General features: G+C 72.3%; 18 protein-coding genes and 2 pseudogenes. 10 read left to right on the forward strand and 10 right to left on the reverse strand.

All coding sequences use genetic code 11. The features are described from left to right. Window positions 1–89: 89 nt before the first annotated feature. Window positions 90–587, reverse strand: a complete 498-nt coding sequence (locus tag ACIQFX_RS29730; RefSeq protein ID WP_402469595.1) for a hypothetical protein — start codon at window positions 585–587, stop codon at window positions 90–92. A gap of 50 nt (window positions 588–637) precedes the next feature. Continuing rightward, window positions 638–982 carry a tetratricopeptide repeat protein gene (locus ACIQFX_RS29735; protein WP_402469598.1) on the reverse strand — a complete coding sequence of 115 codons (345 nt, stop codon included), beginning with the start codon at window positions 980–982 and terminating at the stop codon, window positions 638–640. 153 nt (window positions 983–1,135) lie between these two features. Between ACIQFX_RS29735 and ACIQFX_RS29740 the strand changes: the two genes are divergently transcribed. After that, complete coding sequence (locus tag ACIQFX_RS29740) at window positions 1,136–2,101, forward strand: pirin family protein (RefSeq protein ID WP_402469600.1); 966 nt, start codon at window positions 1,136–1,138, stop codon at window positions 2,099–2,101. Window positions 2,102–2,359: 258 nt separating this feature from the next. Here the strand turns inward: ACIQFX_RS29740 and ACIQFX_RS29745 are convergent, their stop codons facing one another. The 3 genes and pseudogenes from ACIQFX_RS29745 to ACIQFX_RS29755 all read right to left on the reverse strand — a co-directional run. Beyond that, window positions 2,360–2,953 carry a hypothetical protein gene (locus ACIQFX_RS29745; RefSeq protein ID WP_402469602.1) on the reverse strand — a complete coding sequence of 198 codons (594 nt, stop codon included), beginning with the start codon at window positions 2,951–2,953 and terminating at the stop codon, window positions 2,360–2,362. 5 nt (window positions 2,954–2,958) lie between these two features. Next, window positions 2,959–3,567: a hypothetical protein gene (locus tag ACIQFX_RS29750; protein WP_402469989.1), complete on the reverse strand. Its 609-nt coding sequence runs from the start codon at window positions 3,565–3,567 to the stop codon at window positions 2,959–2,961. 1 nt (window position 3,568) lies between these two features. Beyond that, window positions 3,569–3,727, reverse strand: a pseudogene (locus ACIQFX_RS29755) (FAD-binding molybdopterin dehydrogenase); the annotation flags it as partial. 226 nt (window positions 3,728–3,953) lie between these two features. Between ACIQFX_RS29755 and ACIQFX_RS29760 the strand changes: the two are divergent. Next, on the forward strand, window positions 3,954–4,880 hold the full coding sequence (locus ACIQFX_RS29760) for a PucR family transcriptional regulator (RefSeq protein WP_402469604.1): 927 nt from the start codon (window positions 3,954–3,956) through the stop codon (window positions 4,878–4,880). A 21-nt stretch (window positions 4,881–4,901) separates the two neighbouring features. Here the strand turns inward: ACIQFX_RS29760 and ACIQFX_RS29765 are convergent, their stop codons facing one another. From ACIQFX_RS29765 to ACIQFX_RS29780, 4 genes and pseudogenes are all read right to left on the reverse strand, one after another. Then, window positions 4,902–5,300: a molybdopterin-binding protein gene (locus ACIQFX_RS29765; protein ID WP_402469606.1), complete on the reverse strand. Its 399-nt coding sequence runs from the start codon at window positions 5,298–5,300 to the stop codon at window positions 4,902–4,904. 36 nt (window positions 5,301–5,336) lie between these two features. Next, the gene (locus tag ACIQFX_RS29770) at window positions 5,337–5,702 is read right to left on the reverse strand and encodes a hypothetical protein (protein ID WP_402469968.1); all 366 of its coding nucleotides are present in this window, start codon (window positions 5,700–5,702) and stop codon (window positions 5,337–5,339) included. Further along, window positions 5,699–6,325, reverse strand: a complete 627-nt coding sequence (locus ACIQFX_RS29775) for an MFS transporter (RefSeq protein ID WP_402469609.1) — start codon at window positions 6,323–6,325, stop codon at window positions 5,699–5,701. The genes ACIQFX_RS29770 and ACIQFX_RS29775 overlap by 4 nt, the downstream gene beginning before the upstream one ends. A gap of 28 nt (window positions 6,326–6,353) precedes the next feature. Then, window positions 6,354–6,692 (reverse strand): annotated as a pseudogene (locus ACIQFX_RS29780) (MFS transporter); the annotation flags it as partial. 255 nt (window positions 6,693–6,947) lie between these two features. Here ACIQFX_RS29780 and ACIQFX_RS29785 point away from each other — a divergent pair. Beyond that, complete coding sequence (locus tag ACIQFX_RS29785; protein ID WP_402469611.1) at window positions 6,948–7,145, forward strand: CsbD family protein; 198 nt, start codon at window positions 6,948–6,950, stop codon at window positions 7,143–7,145. 115 nt (window positions 7,146–7,260) lie between these two features. Then, window positions 7,261–8,004 (forward strand): lysostaphin resistance A-like protein, encoded by a 744-nt coding sequence (locus ACIQFX_RS29790; protein WP_402469614.1) that lies wholly within the window; start codon window positions 7,261–7,263, stop codon window positions 8,002–8,004. 207 nt (window positions 8,005–8,211) lie between these two features. Here the strand turns inward: ACIQFX_RS29790 and ACIQFX_RS29795 are convergent, their stop codons facing one another. After that, a complete protein-coding gene (locus ACIQFX_RS29795; protein WP_402469616.1) occupies window positions 8,212–9,936 on the reverse strand; it encodes an alpha/beta hydrolase in 1,725 nt (574 codons plus the stop codon). A 301-nt stretch (window positions 9,937–10,237) separates the two neighbouring features. Here ACIQFX_RS29795 and ACIQFX_RS29800 point away from each other — a divergent pair, with 301 nt between their 5' ends. The 6 genes from ACIQFX_RS29800 (at window position 10,238) to ACIQFX_RS29825 (ending at window position 15,068) form a co-directional block, all read left to right on the forward strand. Continuing rightward, window positions 10,238–10,912: a hypothetical protein gene (locus ACIQFX_RS29800; RefSeq protein ID WP_402469618.1), complete on the forward strand. Its 675-nt coding sequence runs from the start codon at window positions 10,238–10,240 to the stop codon at window positions 10,910–10,912. Window positions 10,913–11,009: 97 nt separating this feature from the next. Continuing rightward, a complete protein-coding gene (locus ACIQFX_RS29805) occupies window positions 11,010–11,555 on the forward strand; it encodes a hypothetical protein (RefSeq protein WP_402469621.1) in 546 nt (181 codons plus the stop codon). Then, window positions 11,552–12,178, forward strand: a complete 627-nt coding sequence (gene lepB, locus ACIQFX_RS29810; RefSeq protein ID WP_402469623.1) for a signal peptidase I — start codon at window positions 11,552–11,554, stop codon at window positions 12,176–12,178. The genes ACIQFX_RS29805 and lepB overlap by 4 nt, the downstream gene beginning before the upstream one ends. 112 nt (window positions 12,179–12,290) lie before the next feature. After that, window positions 12,291–12,590, forward strand: a complete 300-nt coding sequence (locus tag ACIQFX_RS29815; RefSeq protein WP_402469626.1) for a HupE/UreJ family protein — start codon at window positions 12,291–12,293, stop codon at window positions 12,588–12,590. Continuing rightward, the gene (locus ACIQFX_RS29820) at window positions 12,587–12,820 is read left to right on the forward strand and encodes a HupE/UreJ family protein (RefSeq protein ID WP_402469628.1); all 234 of its coding nucleotides are present in this window, start codon (window positions 12,587–12,589) and stop codon (window positions 12,818–12,820) included. The genes ACIQFX_RS29815 and ACIQFX_RS29820 overlap by 4 nt, the downstream gene beginning before the upstream one ends. Window positions 12,821–13,010: 190 nt before the next feature. Continuing rightward, window positions 13,011–15,068 (forward strand): MMPL family transporter, encoded by a 2,058-nt coding sequence (locus ACIQFX_RS29825; protein ID WP_402469631.1) that lies wholly within the window; start codon window positions 13,011–13,013, stop codon window positions 15,066–15,068. Window positions 15,069–15,096 lie beyond the last annotated feature (28 nt).

Below are 15,096 nucleotides of genomic sequence, written 5' to 3' on the forward strand. Positions count from 1 at the left end.
TGACACCTCGTGTGCTGGTCGTACTGACGGAAAAAGGCAGGCCGAAGACGTTCACGGGCAGCGCGAAGCGCCCGCGGCGGCGTGACGGCCTAGATCCGCAGGACGGACAGGAGAGCGAGGTCGGGGGGTCTGCGCGGCGGTGCGTGCGGCGCCGGCGCGGGTGTGAGCCGCGCGAGCAGGAGGGCGAGCCACTCGGGGCGGCGGCCGAGCGCGGCCCGTACGAGCCCGGCGAGCAGCCAGGCACCGAGGACGGCCACGCACAGGGTGGTCATGTCCATCCCCGTACCGGGATCGTGCCGCGTGCCGCTCCCCTCGGAGCCCTCGGAGCCCTCGGAGCCCTCGGAGCCGTGGAGGCTGTGGGGGGCGGAGGCTCCGTGCGGCGCGGTGGCCCCCGCGGCGTGCTCGGGTGCCCCGTGGGAGGAGGCGGAAGCGGCGGACGCGGACGCGGTGTCCGTGCCGTCGCCGGAGCCCGCCGGGTGGCCGACCGCGTGCATCAGGAACACCCCGAGCGCGAGCACGACGACGAGCAGGAGGTGCCCCGGGGCACCTCCTGCTCGTCCGCCACGTTCAGCTCGGTGTGCAGCCACAGCCAGGACCTCCTGGCTGGAATATACCGTGCGGGGGTATGTGATTCACGTCAGGAGGGGAGCTCTCCCGACATCGCGGCGGCCATCCGCAGGTGCGGCGCTGCCTCGGCGGTGCGCCCCTGGCGCTCCAGGGTGCGGCCGAGCATCAGCCGGGCGTAGTGCTCGACCGGGTCGCGGTCGAGGACGGCCCGCAGCTCGGTCTCGGCCTTGGAGAGCTGGGCGGAGTGGTAGTAGGCCCGGGCGAGCAGGAGCCGCTGGGCCGTCTGCTCCGGGTGCTCGGCGACCAGGCCGAGCAGGATGCGGACGGCGGTTCCGTACTCCTTCGCTTCGAAGAACAGCTGGGCGCGGTCCCAGCGCTCTCCGGCTGTTCCGAACTCGTAGTACGTGTCGCTCACTTGCTGTCCCTTTCCAGAGTCCCGGATCTGCCACCCTGTGGGGTGGTCGATCAGGTCAACACGGCTAGGTGGTTGAACATTCCACCATGGTCGGCCTCGCCTCCCCGGGAGCGCCCCGGCACCCGGGAACCGGACAGGAAAAGGTTGAGCGACATGAGCAATCTCGATCGTCAGGCCACGCCCACCGTGTGCGGCGGCCGCGGCTTCGTCGTCGCCGAGCCGGTGCGGGAGCTGCTCAGCCCCCGCCGCGTCCAGCTCGGCGAGTCGACCGAGGTCCGCCGCCTCCTCCCCAACCTGGGCCGGCGCATGGTCGGCGCCTGGGCCTTCGTCGACCACTACGGCCCCGACGACATCGCCGACGAGCCGGGCATGCAGGTCCCGCCGCACCCGCACATGGGGCTGCAGACCGTCAGCTGGCTCCACGAGGGCGAGGTCCTGCACCGCGACTCCACCGGCAGCCTCCAGACCATCCGCCCCCGCGAGCTGGGCCTCATGACCTCGGGCCGGGCGATCTCCCACTCCGAGGAGAGCCCCCGCCCGCACGCCCGCTTCCTCCACGGTGCCCAGCTCTGGGTGGCCCTCCCCGACGCCCACCGCCACGTCGAGCCCCACTTCCAGCACCACGCCGAGCTGCCCCACGTCACCGCCCCCGGCCTCACCGCCACCGTCATCCTCGGCACCCTCGACGGCGCCACCTCCCCCGGCACCACGTACACCCCGCTCGTCGGCGCCGACCTCGCCCTCACCGCCGGCGCCGACACCCGCCTCCCCCTCGACCCCGACTTCGAGTACGCCGTCCTCGCCATGTCCGGCGAAGCCCACGTCGACGGCGTCCCCCTCCTCCCCGGCTCCATGCTCTACCTCGGCTGCGGCCGCACCGACCTCCCCCTCCGCGCCGTCTCCGACGCCGGCCTCATGCTCCTCGGCGGCGAACCCTTCGAAGAGGAACTCGTCATGTGGTGGAACTTCGTCGGCCGCACCGACGACGAGATCCGCCAGGCGAGGGAGGACTGGATGACCGGCTCCCGCTTCGGCGACGTCAAGGGCTACGACGGTGACCGCCTGGACGCCCCGGAGGTGCCGGCGGCCCACCTGAAGGCGCGGGGGAGGATGCGCTGACCTGGGATTTCCTCCTTCTGGTCGATGCTCGGAGGAGGTGCGCCCGGCCGTGCCTCCGACTGTCGGCGCGCCGGCGGGAGGGGTGGTTTCGCAACCCCTCCCGATGGCGTGGCTGGTTCGGGACCAGAACGAGTCGACGACGCAGCCGCGCTGCTCGAGCCGCGCGGGTTCGCGGGTTCGGATGGTGCGTCCGTCCCCGAGTGCCGGACCTGCCGCTCATCCTTGGGCAGCAGCAGCTCGGTCGCCGACCGCAACTCGTCATCGAGGCGGTGTGAGCCCCGGTTCGATGGTCGAGCGGAGGTGGATCCGGGTCGTGCCCGGCGTGTACTCGTGAGAGAACACCCTCACGCAGTACGCGAGGTGCTCGGCGTCGGGCGAATCCACGTTGTCGGGGCAGAACCCGCCCGTCAGCATTCCGTCGACGAGCGTCTCGGGCTCCGGAAGCCCGAGGTGCGTGAATCCGGCCGCCGGACGGTAGTCCGCCGGTTCGGGCTCCAGGTTGCGGGTCATGCGGGCGCCCTGGGGCGTCAGCGGGGCCAGGTACGCCTTCGCTTCGCTGGTCGGCAGGGTGAAGCTCAGCGACCCCGTGTCGTACCGCTCGCCGACCTTGTATCCGGCCCGCCGGTCCGCGGCGTTCTCCGGGACGCGCAGGCCGATCTGCCCACTCATCCGCGCGGGTGTGGCTCCGGCCTCCCAGCAGCACTCCTTCTCCTTCGCGACCGAGTCGGACAGCCACTTGTCCGCCAGCAGGTAGAACGCGCCGACGGCCACGGCGACGACCCCGACGAGCCCCGCGGCCGCGGCGAGCAGCCGACGCCTCAGGCGCGCGCCACCCGGCCGCACGCTGTCCACACCACTCACCTGCCCGTACCCGCCCGTCCCTCGCGCGTCTCCCGGCCGTTGTCCGTACGGCCTCCCTCGCGACCCGGCTCATCGGGTTCCGGCAGGGGACCGGAGTTCGGCGTGGAAGAGCCGAGATCGTAGTGCTTGACGGAGCTGCTTCCCGACATGTCGAACTCCTGCGCGAGGCCCGTCGTGTGCAGTCGTGCCATCTGGCCGTCGGGAAGGTCCATTGCACCGAAGATGTCCACGCCCTTGTCCTCGTCCCAGTTGTAGCGGTCCCAGGCGTTGGCTTGATAGTCGAGACCGACCTTGGGGTTGCCGTCGGCGTCGGGGACGACCGTGACGACGCCGGTGACGTTCGCCCTCGTGGAACCGACCGCGTAGAACCAGTTCGGGTCGTTCTCCTTGGTGAAGCTGTAGTCATTGATGCTGGGCGTCTCCACCGGGATCGACACCGGTTTGCCGCCATTGGCCTTGAACTCGGCGAGAGCCATCTCCCGCCATTCCTCCTGGTACGTCCTGACGTGCCCGTCGACGTGCTTCCTGAAGCCGTCGCCGTCGGCCGTCATCTTGTCGACAGGCAGGTCGAGGGGCTTGCCGTCGTTGTCCAGGTAGTGATCCATTGAGGGGCTCCCAGCCCATCCGGCTCAGATCGACCAGCCGGCGCAGCTGCGGCTGCGGCTCGGAGAAGAGGTACGTGCCGCCGCCGAGCCACGCGTCCCCGGGCCGCCAAGACCCGCTCCGCCGCGCGTCCCGCACGTCCGCGATCGTGCTCGGATCCATCCCTGCCCATGCCTTCCGACCGGTGTCCTCAGGCCAGTGAAGCCGGAGGAGGGCGGCGGAACGACTGGACGGGAAGCCGGAAATCGTCCACCTGCCGGAGCCGTGTCCTGGAGGATCAACCGAGAGCTGTTCTGGGCCTTGGCTTTGGTATCTACGTTGTCTCTTCTCGTATTCGCCTTGTGAATGTGAGCTCGGGCCCGTCCCGTGACCGTGCTAGGAGCCTCACATGCACGTCGGTCATCTCCTCCGTCTCGACCGTCTGGATCTCGCCCTCGTCTGGGGCGACGAGGCGCTGCTCGGACAGGAGATCGGCGGTGTGACGGCGACCGACCTGGAGGATCCGGCGCGCTTCCTCCAGCCGCGGGAGATCGTCCTCAGCGGACTCGTGTGGTGGACCAGGGACGGGGATCCGGGCAAGACCGAACGCTTCGTCTCCGCCCTGAGCGAGGCGGGAGCGGGGGCGTTGTTCGCGGGGGAGGAGACCCACGGGGAGGTGCCGCGAGAACTGGCCGAGGCGTGCCGCGCGCACCGCGTGGCCCTGATCGCCGTGTCGGCCCGCACGACCTTCCGGGCGATCACCGAAGCCGTCTACCTCCGGCAGTGGAGTGAGCACAGCCGTCGGCCCGCGGACCACTTCGCGTTGCCGGAGAACGTCTGCCTGGACCTCGACCGCGCGCTGGAGGGCGGCGCGCCTGCCGGTGACCTGCTCGCCCGGGCGTTCGCCCACCTCGGCACGCCCGCCTGCCACTTGCTGACCCGCAGCGGTCGCACGGTCGCCCGGACCGGGGCCGCACGGGCCGAACTCCCTGCGGCACGGGCCGCGGCGCCGGCGTCCCCCGGCGTCGCCGGCCTCGGTGACCTCGACGGGCTGGGCAGGCTGATCGCCGGCATCCCCGCCGACGTACGGAACGCGTACCGCGAGACGGTCCTGGGACCGCTCCTCGGCGCAGGTCGGGGGTCGGGCACCATGCTCCTCGACACTCTGGAGGTCTTCCTGGCGCACGACTGCTCGTGGGCGAGAACCGCCGAGGCCTTGCACGTCCACGTCAACACGGTCCACTACCGCATCGAACGCGTCGAGACCCTCACCGGCCGCGACCTCTCACGCCTCGACCACAGGGCGGGCCTGCGCGCGGCACTGCTCTGCCACTGACGGACCGCTCGCCGGAAACGGTCAGGGCAGGTCGATGTGCACGTTCGTCGACTTCACCCGTGCGGTCACCGTGACCCCGACGCCCAGCCCCAGCTCCTCCACGGCCTCCCGCGTCACCAGCGACACCAGACGGTGCGGGCCCGACTGGACCTCCACCTGCGCGGCCACGTCGTCGACCTTCACCCCGGTGACGATCCCCACGAAGGAGTTCCGCACGGAGGTCGACACCTCGTCCTCCGGAACGGCGTGGAGCCCCGCGCCCCGCTCCTGGGCGAAGCGGGCCAGCGCCGTCCCCTCGATCACCCGCTTGCCGGCCCCGTCCCGCTCCATGGCGAGCCTGCCGCCGTCCGCCCACCGGCGAACGGTCTCCGAACTCACTCCGAGCAGCCGAGCTGCCTGCCCAATGCTGTATGACGGCACCACCGCACTCTAGGCCACGCCCCCGCTCGGCCGGCGTCAGCCGCCGTGCCGGTCGCCTTTCGGTCCGCCGTTCGTCGGCCGGGTCGGAACGGTGTGGGAGCTCGCGGCCGCCGCGGCGGCGTAGTGGACGGCCGTGGGCGGGCCGATCGGCCGGATGCGGCCGACGAGGAGGGCGAGCCCGAGCCCGACGGCGAGGACGACCAGCGGGACGACGAAGGTGGCGTACTTCCAGGACGAGTCGACGAAGGCGAAGACGACGAAGGCGGCGGTCGCGACGGCGAAGCCGGACGCGATGACCGTACGGGCTCCGAGCCGGTCGACGAAGCGGGTGATCAGCGGGGCGGTCACGACGATGCCGGCCGCCGCGGGCAGCGTGGCCACGCCCGCCTGCAGCGGGCTCATGCCCAGACCGTCGGCGTTCTGGAAGTACAGGCTGCAGATGTACATGATCGCGTTGATGCAGCCGGCCACCACCAGGATGGCGACGCTGGAACCGACCAGGATCTTGTTGCGGAGCAGCGCGAGCTCGACCAGCGGGTGCGCACCCGCTTCTCCACCAGGACGAAACCGACAACGGACACCGCCGAGATCGCGAAGCACCCGAGGGTCGGGGCGCTGAGCCAGCCCCAGCCCGCGCCCTCGGTCACCGCGAAGACGAACGGGACGAGGACGGCGGAGATGAGCGCCGTGCCCGCCAGGTCGACGGAACGGGGACGCGAAGGGTCGCGGGACTCCGGCACCGCGCGGAGGGTCAGCGGCACGCACAGGGCCGCGATCCCCGCGTCGATCCAGAAGAGTCCCTGCCAGCCGGTGATGTCGACCAGCACGCCGCCGAGCAGCGGCCCGGCGGCGGCACCGGCGGCGGAGGCCGCTCCCCACAGGGACACCGAGCGCATCTGCGCGTCGCCGGAGGCGCCGGCCGACAGGAGGCTGAGCCCGCAGGCCAGGATCGTCGAGCCCGCCGCGCCCTGGATCGCGCGGCCGACGATCACGGTCGCGCCGCTGCCTCCCGGTGCGATGAACACGCACGAGGCCACGAACCAGGAGCAGGCCGCAGAGGAAGATGCGCCGGCGTCCGAAGATGTCGCCCAGGGCGCCCGAGGTGACGATCACCGCCGCACCGACCAGCGAATAGCCGGTCACGGCCCACTGCAGGGTGGCCAGGGAGGCACCGGTGTCCTCGCTGATGGCCGGCAGGAGGATGCTGACTGCGGAGGTGTTGGCGTTGACGACGAAGGCGGAGACGCACGTCGCCGTCAGCACCCCGGCGCCCGCGCGGGCGGATGCCTCCGGTGCGGCCCCCCCGTGGCCGCGCTCACTCGGCGGACCCGGGACGCTGCTGCGCCGCGGCTCCACCGCGCCCGAGGCGTCCACGACGCTGATCCCCCACACGTACTGCCCTCATGAGCGCCCCGGATTCAACACATGGTCAGACTGGCGCCAGAAAAAATAGGACGGCAGTCCCGATCCACGCGGCAGACCCTCCGTTCGGCGGACGCGTTACACCCGTACGACCCTGCCGGAAGGACGGAGGGCGGGGGGAAGGGTGCGGGCCGCACCCGCCGTCCGGCCCGGTGTCGACGAGCACCTCGGGCCGCTGGAACTTAGCGTGGAGGGACACCACGCATGTGACGGAGGGACCAGGGCATGGACCACGGCATGCACGACGCCATGGACAAGGCCAAGGGTAGGCTCAAGGAGATCACCGGAAAGATCACGGGCCACGAGCGCCTAGAGGCCGAGGGCAAGACGGATCAGATGAAGGTCAAGATCCGTCAGAAGATGACGAGCGTTCGGCACCGAGCCGAAGGCATCAGGGATTCACTGAAACGCGACCACTCCTAGCGTGGCCCACCGCGATCCGGACGACGCCGAGCGGCCCGAGGGCCGAGGACGCCGAACCGCGGACGGCCGCGCGCCTGACGGCCGCGCGCCCGACAGAGGTGTACCCGACGGCGGTGTGCCCGGCGGCGGTGTGCCCGGCGGACGCGCGCGCGGCCGGTGGCGCGGGCCGATCGGCACCTGGCCCGCCGTAGCCCTCACCGTCGTCGTCCTCGTCGCCGCGAATCTGGTGCTCCACCGCTGGACCGGCCCGCTCCGCCTGGCGGCGGCCGTCGCGGTCAGCGCCCTGCTGCTCGGCGTGCTCCGCTGGGCGGGAGGCACCCTGGACGACGCGGGCCTGGCACGCCGGACGCTCGGCCGCGGCGCGAGGTGGGCGCTGGCCCTGATGGGCATCGTCGCCCTGGTCTACGCCGTGGGAGCCCTGCTGCCCGACACCCGCTCGCTGTTCGAGGACCGGCGGTACGACGGGATGACGGGGCGGGAGATGGCGGCGCGCGTGCTCGTGGTGGTCCCCGTCGGCACCGTACTCGTGGAGGAGATCGCGTTCCGCGGCGTGCTCTACGGACTGGTGCGCCGGGCCCGCGGGACCTTCTGGGCGACCACCGTGTCGAGCGTGCTGTTCGGCCTGTGGCACGTCCTGCCGTCGCTGCACCTGGCGGCGGCGAAGCCCGCGCTGACCTCGGTCCTGGGGGACTCCCCGTTCGCTTCCGTGCTCGCGGTCCTCGGCGCCGTGCTGTTCACGGCGGCGTCGGGGGTCCTCTTCTGCGAACTGCGACGACGCAGCGACAGCCTGCTGGCACCCATGGGACTGCACTGGGCGGTCAACGCGTTCGGCTACGTCGCCGGCTTCCTGCTGCGCTGACGACGCGTGGCTGACGACGCGTGGCCAGCGACGCGTGGCCGGCGACGCGCGGCCGGCGACGCGCGGCCGGCGACGTGCGGTTGACGACGTGCGGTTGACCACGCGTGCACGGCTCCTCGCGCCGGCTTCCCGCTGTGCTGACCACGCGTGCGGCTCCTCGCGCCGGCTTCCCGCTGCGCCGAGCGCGCTCCCCGAGGCGGGCGGGGGTCATTGCCCCGGCGGCTGGATGACGTCCCGCAGCCGGTCCAGGTCCTGCGGCGTGAAGCCCGAGGGCCGCATGACGGCGTTCCAGCCGTCGACGTACGCGGCCTTGTACGTGTGACCGTGGCCGTCCGGCACGCCCGTGGAGAACGGGAGGTCAGCCGTGACCTGCCAGAAGGTCACGAAGGGGATCCAGACCATCTCCTCGAGCACGTCGCTGCCGGGCGCCTCGCCGATCCAGTCGGGCTCGGAGAGCGCCAGGTTCGGGCTCCACCAGACGATCGGGTCGGACGGGTGCATGAGGTACAGCACCCGCGTGCCGTTCCACGGCTCGCCCACCGGAGGGATCGTCCCGGCGGTCGGGTCGTCGGTGAACCGCACGGTCCGACCCTGCCGGTAGACGGGCTCGATCTCCGGACTCCCCGCCTCGCGTTGGTCACTGAACTCGCGGAACAGGGTGTTGAAGTTGGGCGGGCCGGCGAACAGGGTGCCGGCGGTGCGGTTGCGCAGGTCGTACTCGCCGCTGAAGGCCGCCTCGCCGCCGAACGACCCCAGGCTCTCGCCGGCGACGAACAGCCGCGGGCGCTGGTCCTGGGGCAGCCTGGACCAGACGTCGTAGACCGCGTCGAAGAGTTCGCGGCCGGCCTGGCGCGCCTTGGACTGGTCCACCAGGTACGAGAGCCACGACGGCAGGTACGAGTACTGCAGGGCCACCGTGGCGGAGTCGCCGTTGCCGAGGTACTCGAACGAGTCCACGGCGGCCGGGTCGACCCAGCCGCTTCCCGTGGTCGTCATGACGAGCAGGTTCGCGCGTTCGAAGCCGCCGGCCCGCCGCAGGTCGGCGACGGCCCGTTCGGCGCGTGCCTCCGTGTCGTCGGCGGTCTCGAGTCCGGCGTAGGCCCGGACGGGCTCCTGCGCCGGGCGGTGGGTGAAGGCGCCGATGTCCTGCGCCGTCGGACCGCTACCGGTGAAGGCCCGGCCCTGGTAGCCCAGCGTGTCCCACGGCACCAGGGAACCGGGCCCGCCGGAGCGCAGGGCGGACGTGGGCTGCTGCACGCCTTCCGGCGTCGTCGTGTCACGCACCGAGAACGCCTCGTTGGCCGCGTTCACGATGCCCGCCAGCAGGACGCCGCTGATCACGGACCACGTCAGGCCCGCCACCACGACCCAGCCGACCACCCGGGCCGCGCGCGGCCCGATCCAGCGGCGGAGGAGCCGGGCGAGCCACCGGTACAGGCGTCGCAGTCCCCGGCCCGCGAGCAGCAGGAGCCAGAAGACGAGCGCGGCGACGAACGGGCAGGCGACGGCGGTGGCGACGTTGTAGTCGGTGACCCCCATGAGCTCGCGGATCTCGTGCTGCCAGTACTGGCCGAACCCGAAGGACAGGCCGAACAGCACGACCGCGCAGATGACGAAGACGCGCCACGACCCGTACGAGGCCTCGCGCGGCTCCCGGTCGGCGAACGCGCGCCACACGTAGGCCGCGACCAGGCCGAGCCCGTAGCCGATCGCCCCGCTGATGCCGGCGATCAGCCCCTGGAGCACCCCGCCGCGAGGCAGCAGCGACGGCGTGAAGGAGAGGCAGGCGAGGAGGAGGGCGCCCCAGCAGCCGGGGAGCGTGAACCGGAGCGACCGGCGGATCTTCCCGGAGCCGGTCGCCGGTTCGGCGGCCTCGGCCTCCCCGGGGCCCGGAGGATCGTCCGGCGGGGACGTGTGCGCACAAGGAGCCATAGCTGACCTCCGAGGCAAATGATCCCAAGCCCGGACCGGACCCGCCACCCGTGGCTCTGCGCGCCGTACGCACCCGCCGGCGGGGTCCGTGTGCCGCATCACGCCTACGCGCCCGCAGCCTTGTACGGGCGCCTGAACGCGGGAGCCGCATTGCGGCGGGAAAACAGGCAGGTCCGTCGATCTCCCGAGAACCGCGGAAGTGGCCGGACCGAACTGTCTCCTTGATTGACAGGCCATCAATTCCGAGGCCGATAATCCCGGTCGCAACGCCGAGTCGGAACGGAGAAATCTCCGTCCGGCCATGTCGGCGTGCCCGCGCTTGCCCGTACGGGGAAGCGGGGTCGACGAAAGGGACGGGCGTGAAAGTGAGAAGGGGGAGATTCGTCTCCTGCCTCGCGGTGACCGCGCTGGCGAGCACCATGCTGCCACAGGCCGCTTATGCCGCAGGGTTTCCGAGGGGGAGGGAACGGGCATCCTCGATGCCTTCAAGGGGTGGTTCTCGTACGACGAGGAGGACAAGTCCGGGGAACAGGTCGCCGGCGGAACTCCGACGCTGCCGAGCCGCGAGAAATCACCGAAGGGCAAGCCGGCGGGCAAAGCGAAGCGCGTCGCCGAGCTGACGGGAAAGCACACGGAGAACGCCCGCTACCGGATGCTCTCCGACGGGCGGGTCCAGGCCGAGGTGCCGGCGGTTCCGTCCGGCTACCGGGCGGGGAAGTCGTGGAAGGACATCGACCCGACGGTCACCCCGGACGCGAAGTGGCCGGCCGCGCCGGAGCGGCGGTACCCGGTCACGATCGACCCGACGATTCCGGCTGCCAGGACAGCAGGAAGAGCGAGCTGTACTGCATGCCGCTCGACGGCGCGGGCCGCTCCCAGTCCCAGTGCCGCCGATCCGATGCCCGACCGGATCGACATATCCTGGACCAGTTCGAGCGGCGCCAGCGACTCGGTGCCCGTCTACAACACGCCGTAACGGGATTCCGGGGGGCGTGTCGGACATCCGGCGCGCCCCCCGGTCCCCTCCTTCGCGGCGTCAGCACCTTGAGATTCTTCAGTTCTTCGATCGGAGTGTGGAAGGAATGTGGGTCGCGCGCCTCGCCGAGGCCACCAACTGGGAGCCGCTTCGGCTGGAAATCCCCTGGGACCGCATGGAGGAAGACCTCGGCACGGCGCTGCCCGAGGACTACAAGAAGCTCTTCGAGACATTCGGCACGGGTGAACTCTCGAAATTCATCAGGATTCTCGGCAGCGACGCCACGGGCCAGTTCGACCTGCCCCACATCTGGCACTCCTACCTCGACACCAGCCCCGAGGCAGGACCCGATCCCGTCCTCGCGCCGTACGGGATGTACCGGCCCGGCCGCCGGGGGCTGATCCCGTGGGCCTTCGCGGAGATGGACTGCAGCTACTTCTGGCTGGCGTCCGCGGACGAGGACCCGGCGACCTGGCCGATCGTCACACGGGGCAACCCGTACCCCTGGCAGGAGGTGGGCGTGTCCACCTCCGAGTTCGTCCACCGCGTCCTGACGGACCCGGAGTTCGAACCCTTCTCCGTCGCGCACCTGATGCCGACACCGGACTTCTACCCGATCGTCCCGATCGGCTCGGAGTCATGAACGACCGCCGCCCGCGCCGGCTCGCCGGACGGCTGACGGCCGCGGCGGGTCTGGCAGCGGCCGCGTGCGCGGTCGCGCTCCTCGCCACCGGGTACACCTCGGCCGTCGTCGGCGGCGAGGCCATGGAACCGACGTACCCGCGCGGCGACCGCGTCTTCTTCGAGCGCGTCGACGCGTCCGAGGTCAGGCGGGGCGACGTGGTGCTCCACGGCACCGAGGGCGCACCCGACGGCAGGCCCCTGCTGCGTCGGGTGATCGGCACCGGCGGCGACCACGTCAGCCAGATCCCCGGCGGGCCGGTCACGGTGAACGGCCGGCCGCTGACCGAGCCGTACGTGAAGGACGGCGATCCGTCCGGCACGGCCCCCGCCTACGACGTGGTGGTGCCCGAGGGCCGGCTGTTCCTCCTCGGCGACCACCGCGCCAACTCCAACGACTCCCGCTTCTCCCTCGCCGCACAGGCCGGCAGCATCCCGGCCACCGCCGTCCGGGCCCGCGCCCTCGACAGCCATACGGGACCGGCCCTGCTGGCACTGACGGCCCTGCTCGGTCTGCTCGCGGCCGCGGGCGGGCTCACGCGGGAGTGGGCGTCGCGGAGGAGCCGGCGGGGTCCGGCGCGCTGATCCGGTCCGGCGGGTCAGCCGAGCGCCGCGGGGGAGTGGGCGTTGCGGAGGAGGAGGCGGGGGTGCCGGTGCCGTCGGCGGGGACGGACCAGAGGTCCTTGGTGCCGTCGTCGTGCTGCTGGGCGTAGGCGAGGGCGACGACTACGAACTCGGCGGATCCGGCGGCAGCGACGTCTTCGACGCCGGCCACCGCGAACTGCGGGCCGGTCACGCCGCCCCGGGCCGGGCGGCCGCGCGCTCCGACGGCTCCGAGGCCTCCTGGTCGTCGACGGGCCGCTTCGTGTCCCTGGGCCTGGAACACATCCTGGGCGGCATCGACCACGTGCTCTTCCTGGTGCTCCTCCTGCTCTGCGGGGAAGGATGGCGCGCGTCCTCCGCCTCGCCACCGGCTTCACCGTGGCCCACAGCGTGACGCTCGCGCTTGCCGTGCTCGGGTGGGTCGACGTCCCCACCGAGATCGCCGAGCCCCTCATCGCCCTGTCCATCGTGTACGTCGCCGTCGAGAACATCACGCGCGGAGAATCGCGGCACCGCGTCCTCGTCGTCTGGCGTCGTCGGCCTCGTCTGGTTCGTCGAGCGCCTGCTGCCGTCGGGCGGCGCCGCGTAGCCGCTCCCGGGGTCCCCGTACCCCAGGGGCCGTGACCGCTCCCGGGGTCCCCGTACTCCAGGGAGCGGTCACGGCCCCGGTGCCCCCGTACTCCCCCGGGAGTAGTCACGGCCCCGGGACGCCCCGGGGAGTAGCCCCCGACTCGGTCTCCAGCGCGACGAATCCCCCTCCCGGCGGCGGGAGTCTGGGACGGACACGACGGAGAACGACGGAGGGAGGCCCGCGATGGGGGGCCGCAAGAGGATCGTCGGCTGGGGGGTGCTGGCGCTGTGGGTACTGGTGATCGCCCTGGCGGCGCCGCTCGCCGGGAAGCTCGGCGACGTACAGCGCGACCGTGCCGTGGACTACCTGCCGGCGAGCGCGGACTCGACGCAGGTGGCCAGGATCACCGAGCAGTTGCCCGGAGGGGACTCCACCGACCTCGTGCTGGTCTACCACCGGGAGGGCGGGCTGACCGCCGCCGAGCGGGACACCGCCGCACGGGAGGTGGCGGAGGTCGCCGCCGAGCACCGGCTGACGTCGACGCCGAGGCCCGTGCCCTCAGCGGACGGCACCACCGTGATGTACGCCGTGTCCAGCAACGAGCCCGGTGCGGACGAGGAGGCCAGGGACGCCTTCGTGCACGACGTCCGGGAGACGGTGAGCGGCGAGGTGGGCGGCCCCGGCGCGCTCGCCACGGACGCGAGCGAGGTGTACGAGTCGCTCGACGGCCCGCTCCTCTACACGACCGTCGCGGTCGTCGCGATCCTGCTGATCGTCATCTACCGCAGTCCGTTCCTGTGGCTCGTGCCGCTGGTCGTCGCCGGCGTCGCGGACTTCCTGTCGATGGCCGTGACCTACGCCCTCCACCAGGGGTTCGACATCAGCGTCTCGGGCCAGAGCACGGGCGTCATGACGATCCTGGTCTTCGGCGCGGGCACGGACTACGCGCTGCTGCTCGTCTCGCGCTACCGGGAGGAGCTGCGCCGCGTGCCGCGCCCGTACGACGCCATGGCCGCCGCGCTGCGCGGCTGCGGGCCCGCCGTCCTCGCGTCCTCGGGGACCGTCGCGCTCGGCATGCTCTGCCTGCTCGCCGCTGACATGAACAGCAGCCGGGGCATGGGGCCGACGGCCGCGGTCGGGGTGCTGTGCGCGCTGGTCGCGATGACGACGCTGCTGCCCGCCCTGCTCGTGGTGCTCGGGCGGCGGGTGTTCTGGCCGCTGATCCCGGAGTACGGGAGCGAGCCGAAGGCCGCCCGGCGGTCGCTGTTCGCGGCGATGGGCTCCTCGGCGGGCCGACGGCCGCTCGCCGTCCTCCTCGCGGGCGCCGCCGCCCTGGCCGCCCTCGGGCTCGGCGCGCTGAACCTGCCCGGCGCCCTGAAGCAGGAGGACTCCTTCAGCACCACCCCGGAGGCGGTGGCCGCGATGAAGACGCTGGCCGCCGCCTATCCCGAGCTGGGGACGCAGCCGATCACCGTCGTCGCCCCGACGGCGGGCGCGGCCGGCGCGCTGGAGACCGTGCGCGCGACGGGCGGCGTCGCACAGGCCGAGCGCGGCCGGAGCGGCGGCGGCTGGACGGAGATCTCCGTCATCGCCGCGCACCCGCCGCAGTCCGCCGCCGAGACCGCGACCATCGAGGAACTGCGGTCCGCGCTGGGCGACGGCGTGTACGTCGGCGGACCGAGCGCCGAGCAGCTGGACATGGCCGACACGAGCGCCGGGGACCGGAACATCGTCGTCCCGCTCGTCCTCGTCGTCGTGACGATCGTGCTGATCGTGCTGCTGCGCAGCCTGGTCGCTCCGCTGGTGCTCGTCGCCGCGGTCGTCGCGGTCTGGGGCGCGGCCCTGGGCATCGGGGGCCTCGTCTTCGAGTCCCTCTTCGGGTTCGGGGGCACCGATCCCGGCCTCGGGCTGCTCTCCTTCGTCTTCCTCGTCGCCCTCGGCGTCGACTACGGGATCTTCCTGATGCACCGGATGCGCGAGGAGTGCCTGAAGGGGACGGAGCCGGGCGCGGCGGCCCTGACCGCGCTGCGGACCACCGGCGGGGTGATCGCCTCGGCGGGGCTCGTCCTGGCCGCCACGTTCGCGGTGCTGGTCAGCATGCCGATGGTGCAGCTCGCGGAGCTCGGCTTCGTGATCGCGGTCGGCGTCCTGCTCGACACCTTCCTGGTCCGCACGTACCTCGTCACCAGCGCGAGCGTGCTGCTCGGCCGGAAGGTGTGGTGGCCGGGTCCGCTGGCCAGGAGGACCGGGGCGGACCCCGGTTCGGAGGCCGCGGCCGAGCCGACGCCCGTACGGGTCTGATCAGGGGCGGGTGGGGGCTCCCGGGGCT

The organism is Streptomyces sp. NPDC093089 (genome assembly GCF_044754405.1).
Lineage (GTDB): Bacteria > Actinomycetota > Actinomycetes > Streptomycetales > Streptomycetaceae > Streptomyces.

Coding starts and splice junctions, on each gene's coding strand:
- ACIQFX_RS29740 (WP_402469600.1), top strand. CDS start 1,136: ATGAGCAATCTCGATCGTCAGGCCACGCCCACCGTGTGCGGCGGCCGC.
- ACIQFX_RS29750 (WP_402469989.1), bottom strand. CDS start 3,567: ATGGATCACTACCTGGACAACGACGGCAAGCCCCTCGACCTGCCTGTC.
- ACIQFX_RS29760 (WP_402469604.1), top strand. CDS start 3,954: ATGCACGTCGGTCATCTCCTCCGTCTCGACCGTCTGGATCTCGCCCTC.
- ACIQFX_RS29770 (WP_402469968.1), bottom strand. CDS start 5,702: ATGAGCCCGCTGCAGGCGGGCGTGGCCACGCTGCCCGCGGCGGCCGGC.
- ACIQFX_RS29785 (WP_402469611.1), top strand. CDS start 6,948: ATGGACCACGGCATGCACGACGCCATGGACAAGGCCAAGGGTAGGCTC.
- ACIQFX_RS29795 (WP_402469616.1), bottom strand. CDS start 9,936: ATGGCTCCTTGTGCGCACACGTCCCCGCCGGACGATCCTCCGGGCCCC.
- ACIQFX_RS29800 (WP_402469618.1), top strand. CDS start 10,238: ATGTCGGCGTGCCCGCGCTTGCCCGTACGGGGAAGCGGGGTCGACGAA.
- lepB (WP_402469623.1), top strand. CDS start 11,552: ATGAACGACCGCCGCCCGCGCCGGCTCGCCGGACGGCTGACGGCCGCG.
- ACIQFX_RS29825 (WP_402469631.1), top strand. CDS start 13,011: ATGGGGGGCCGCAAGAGGATCGTCGGCTGGGGGGTGCTGGCGCTGTGG.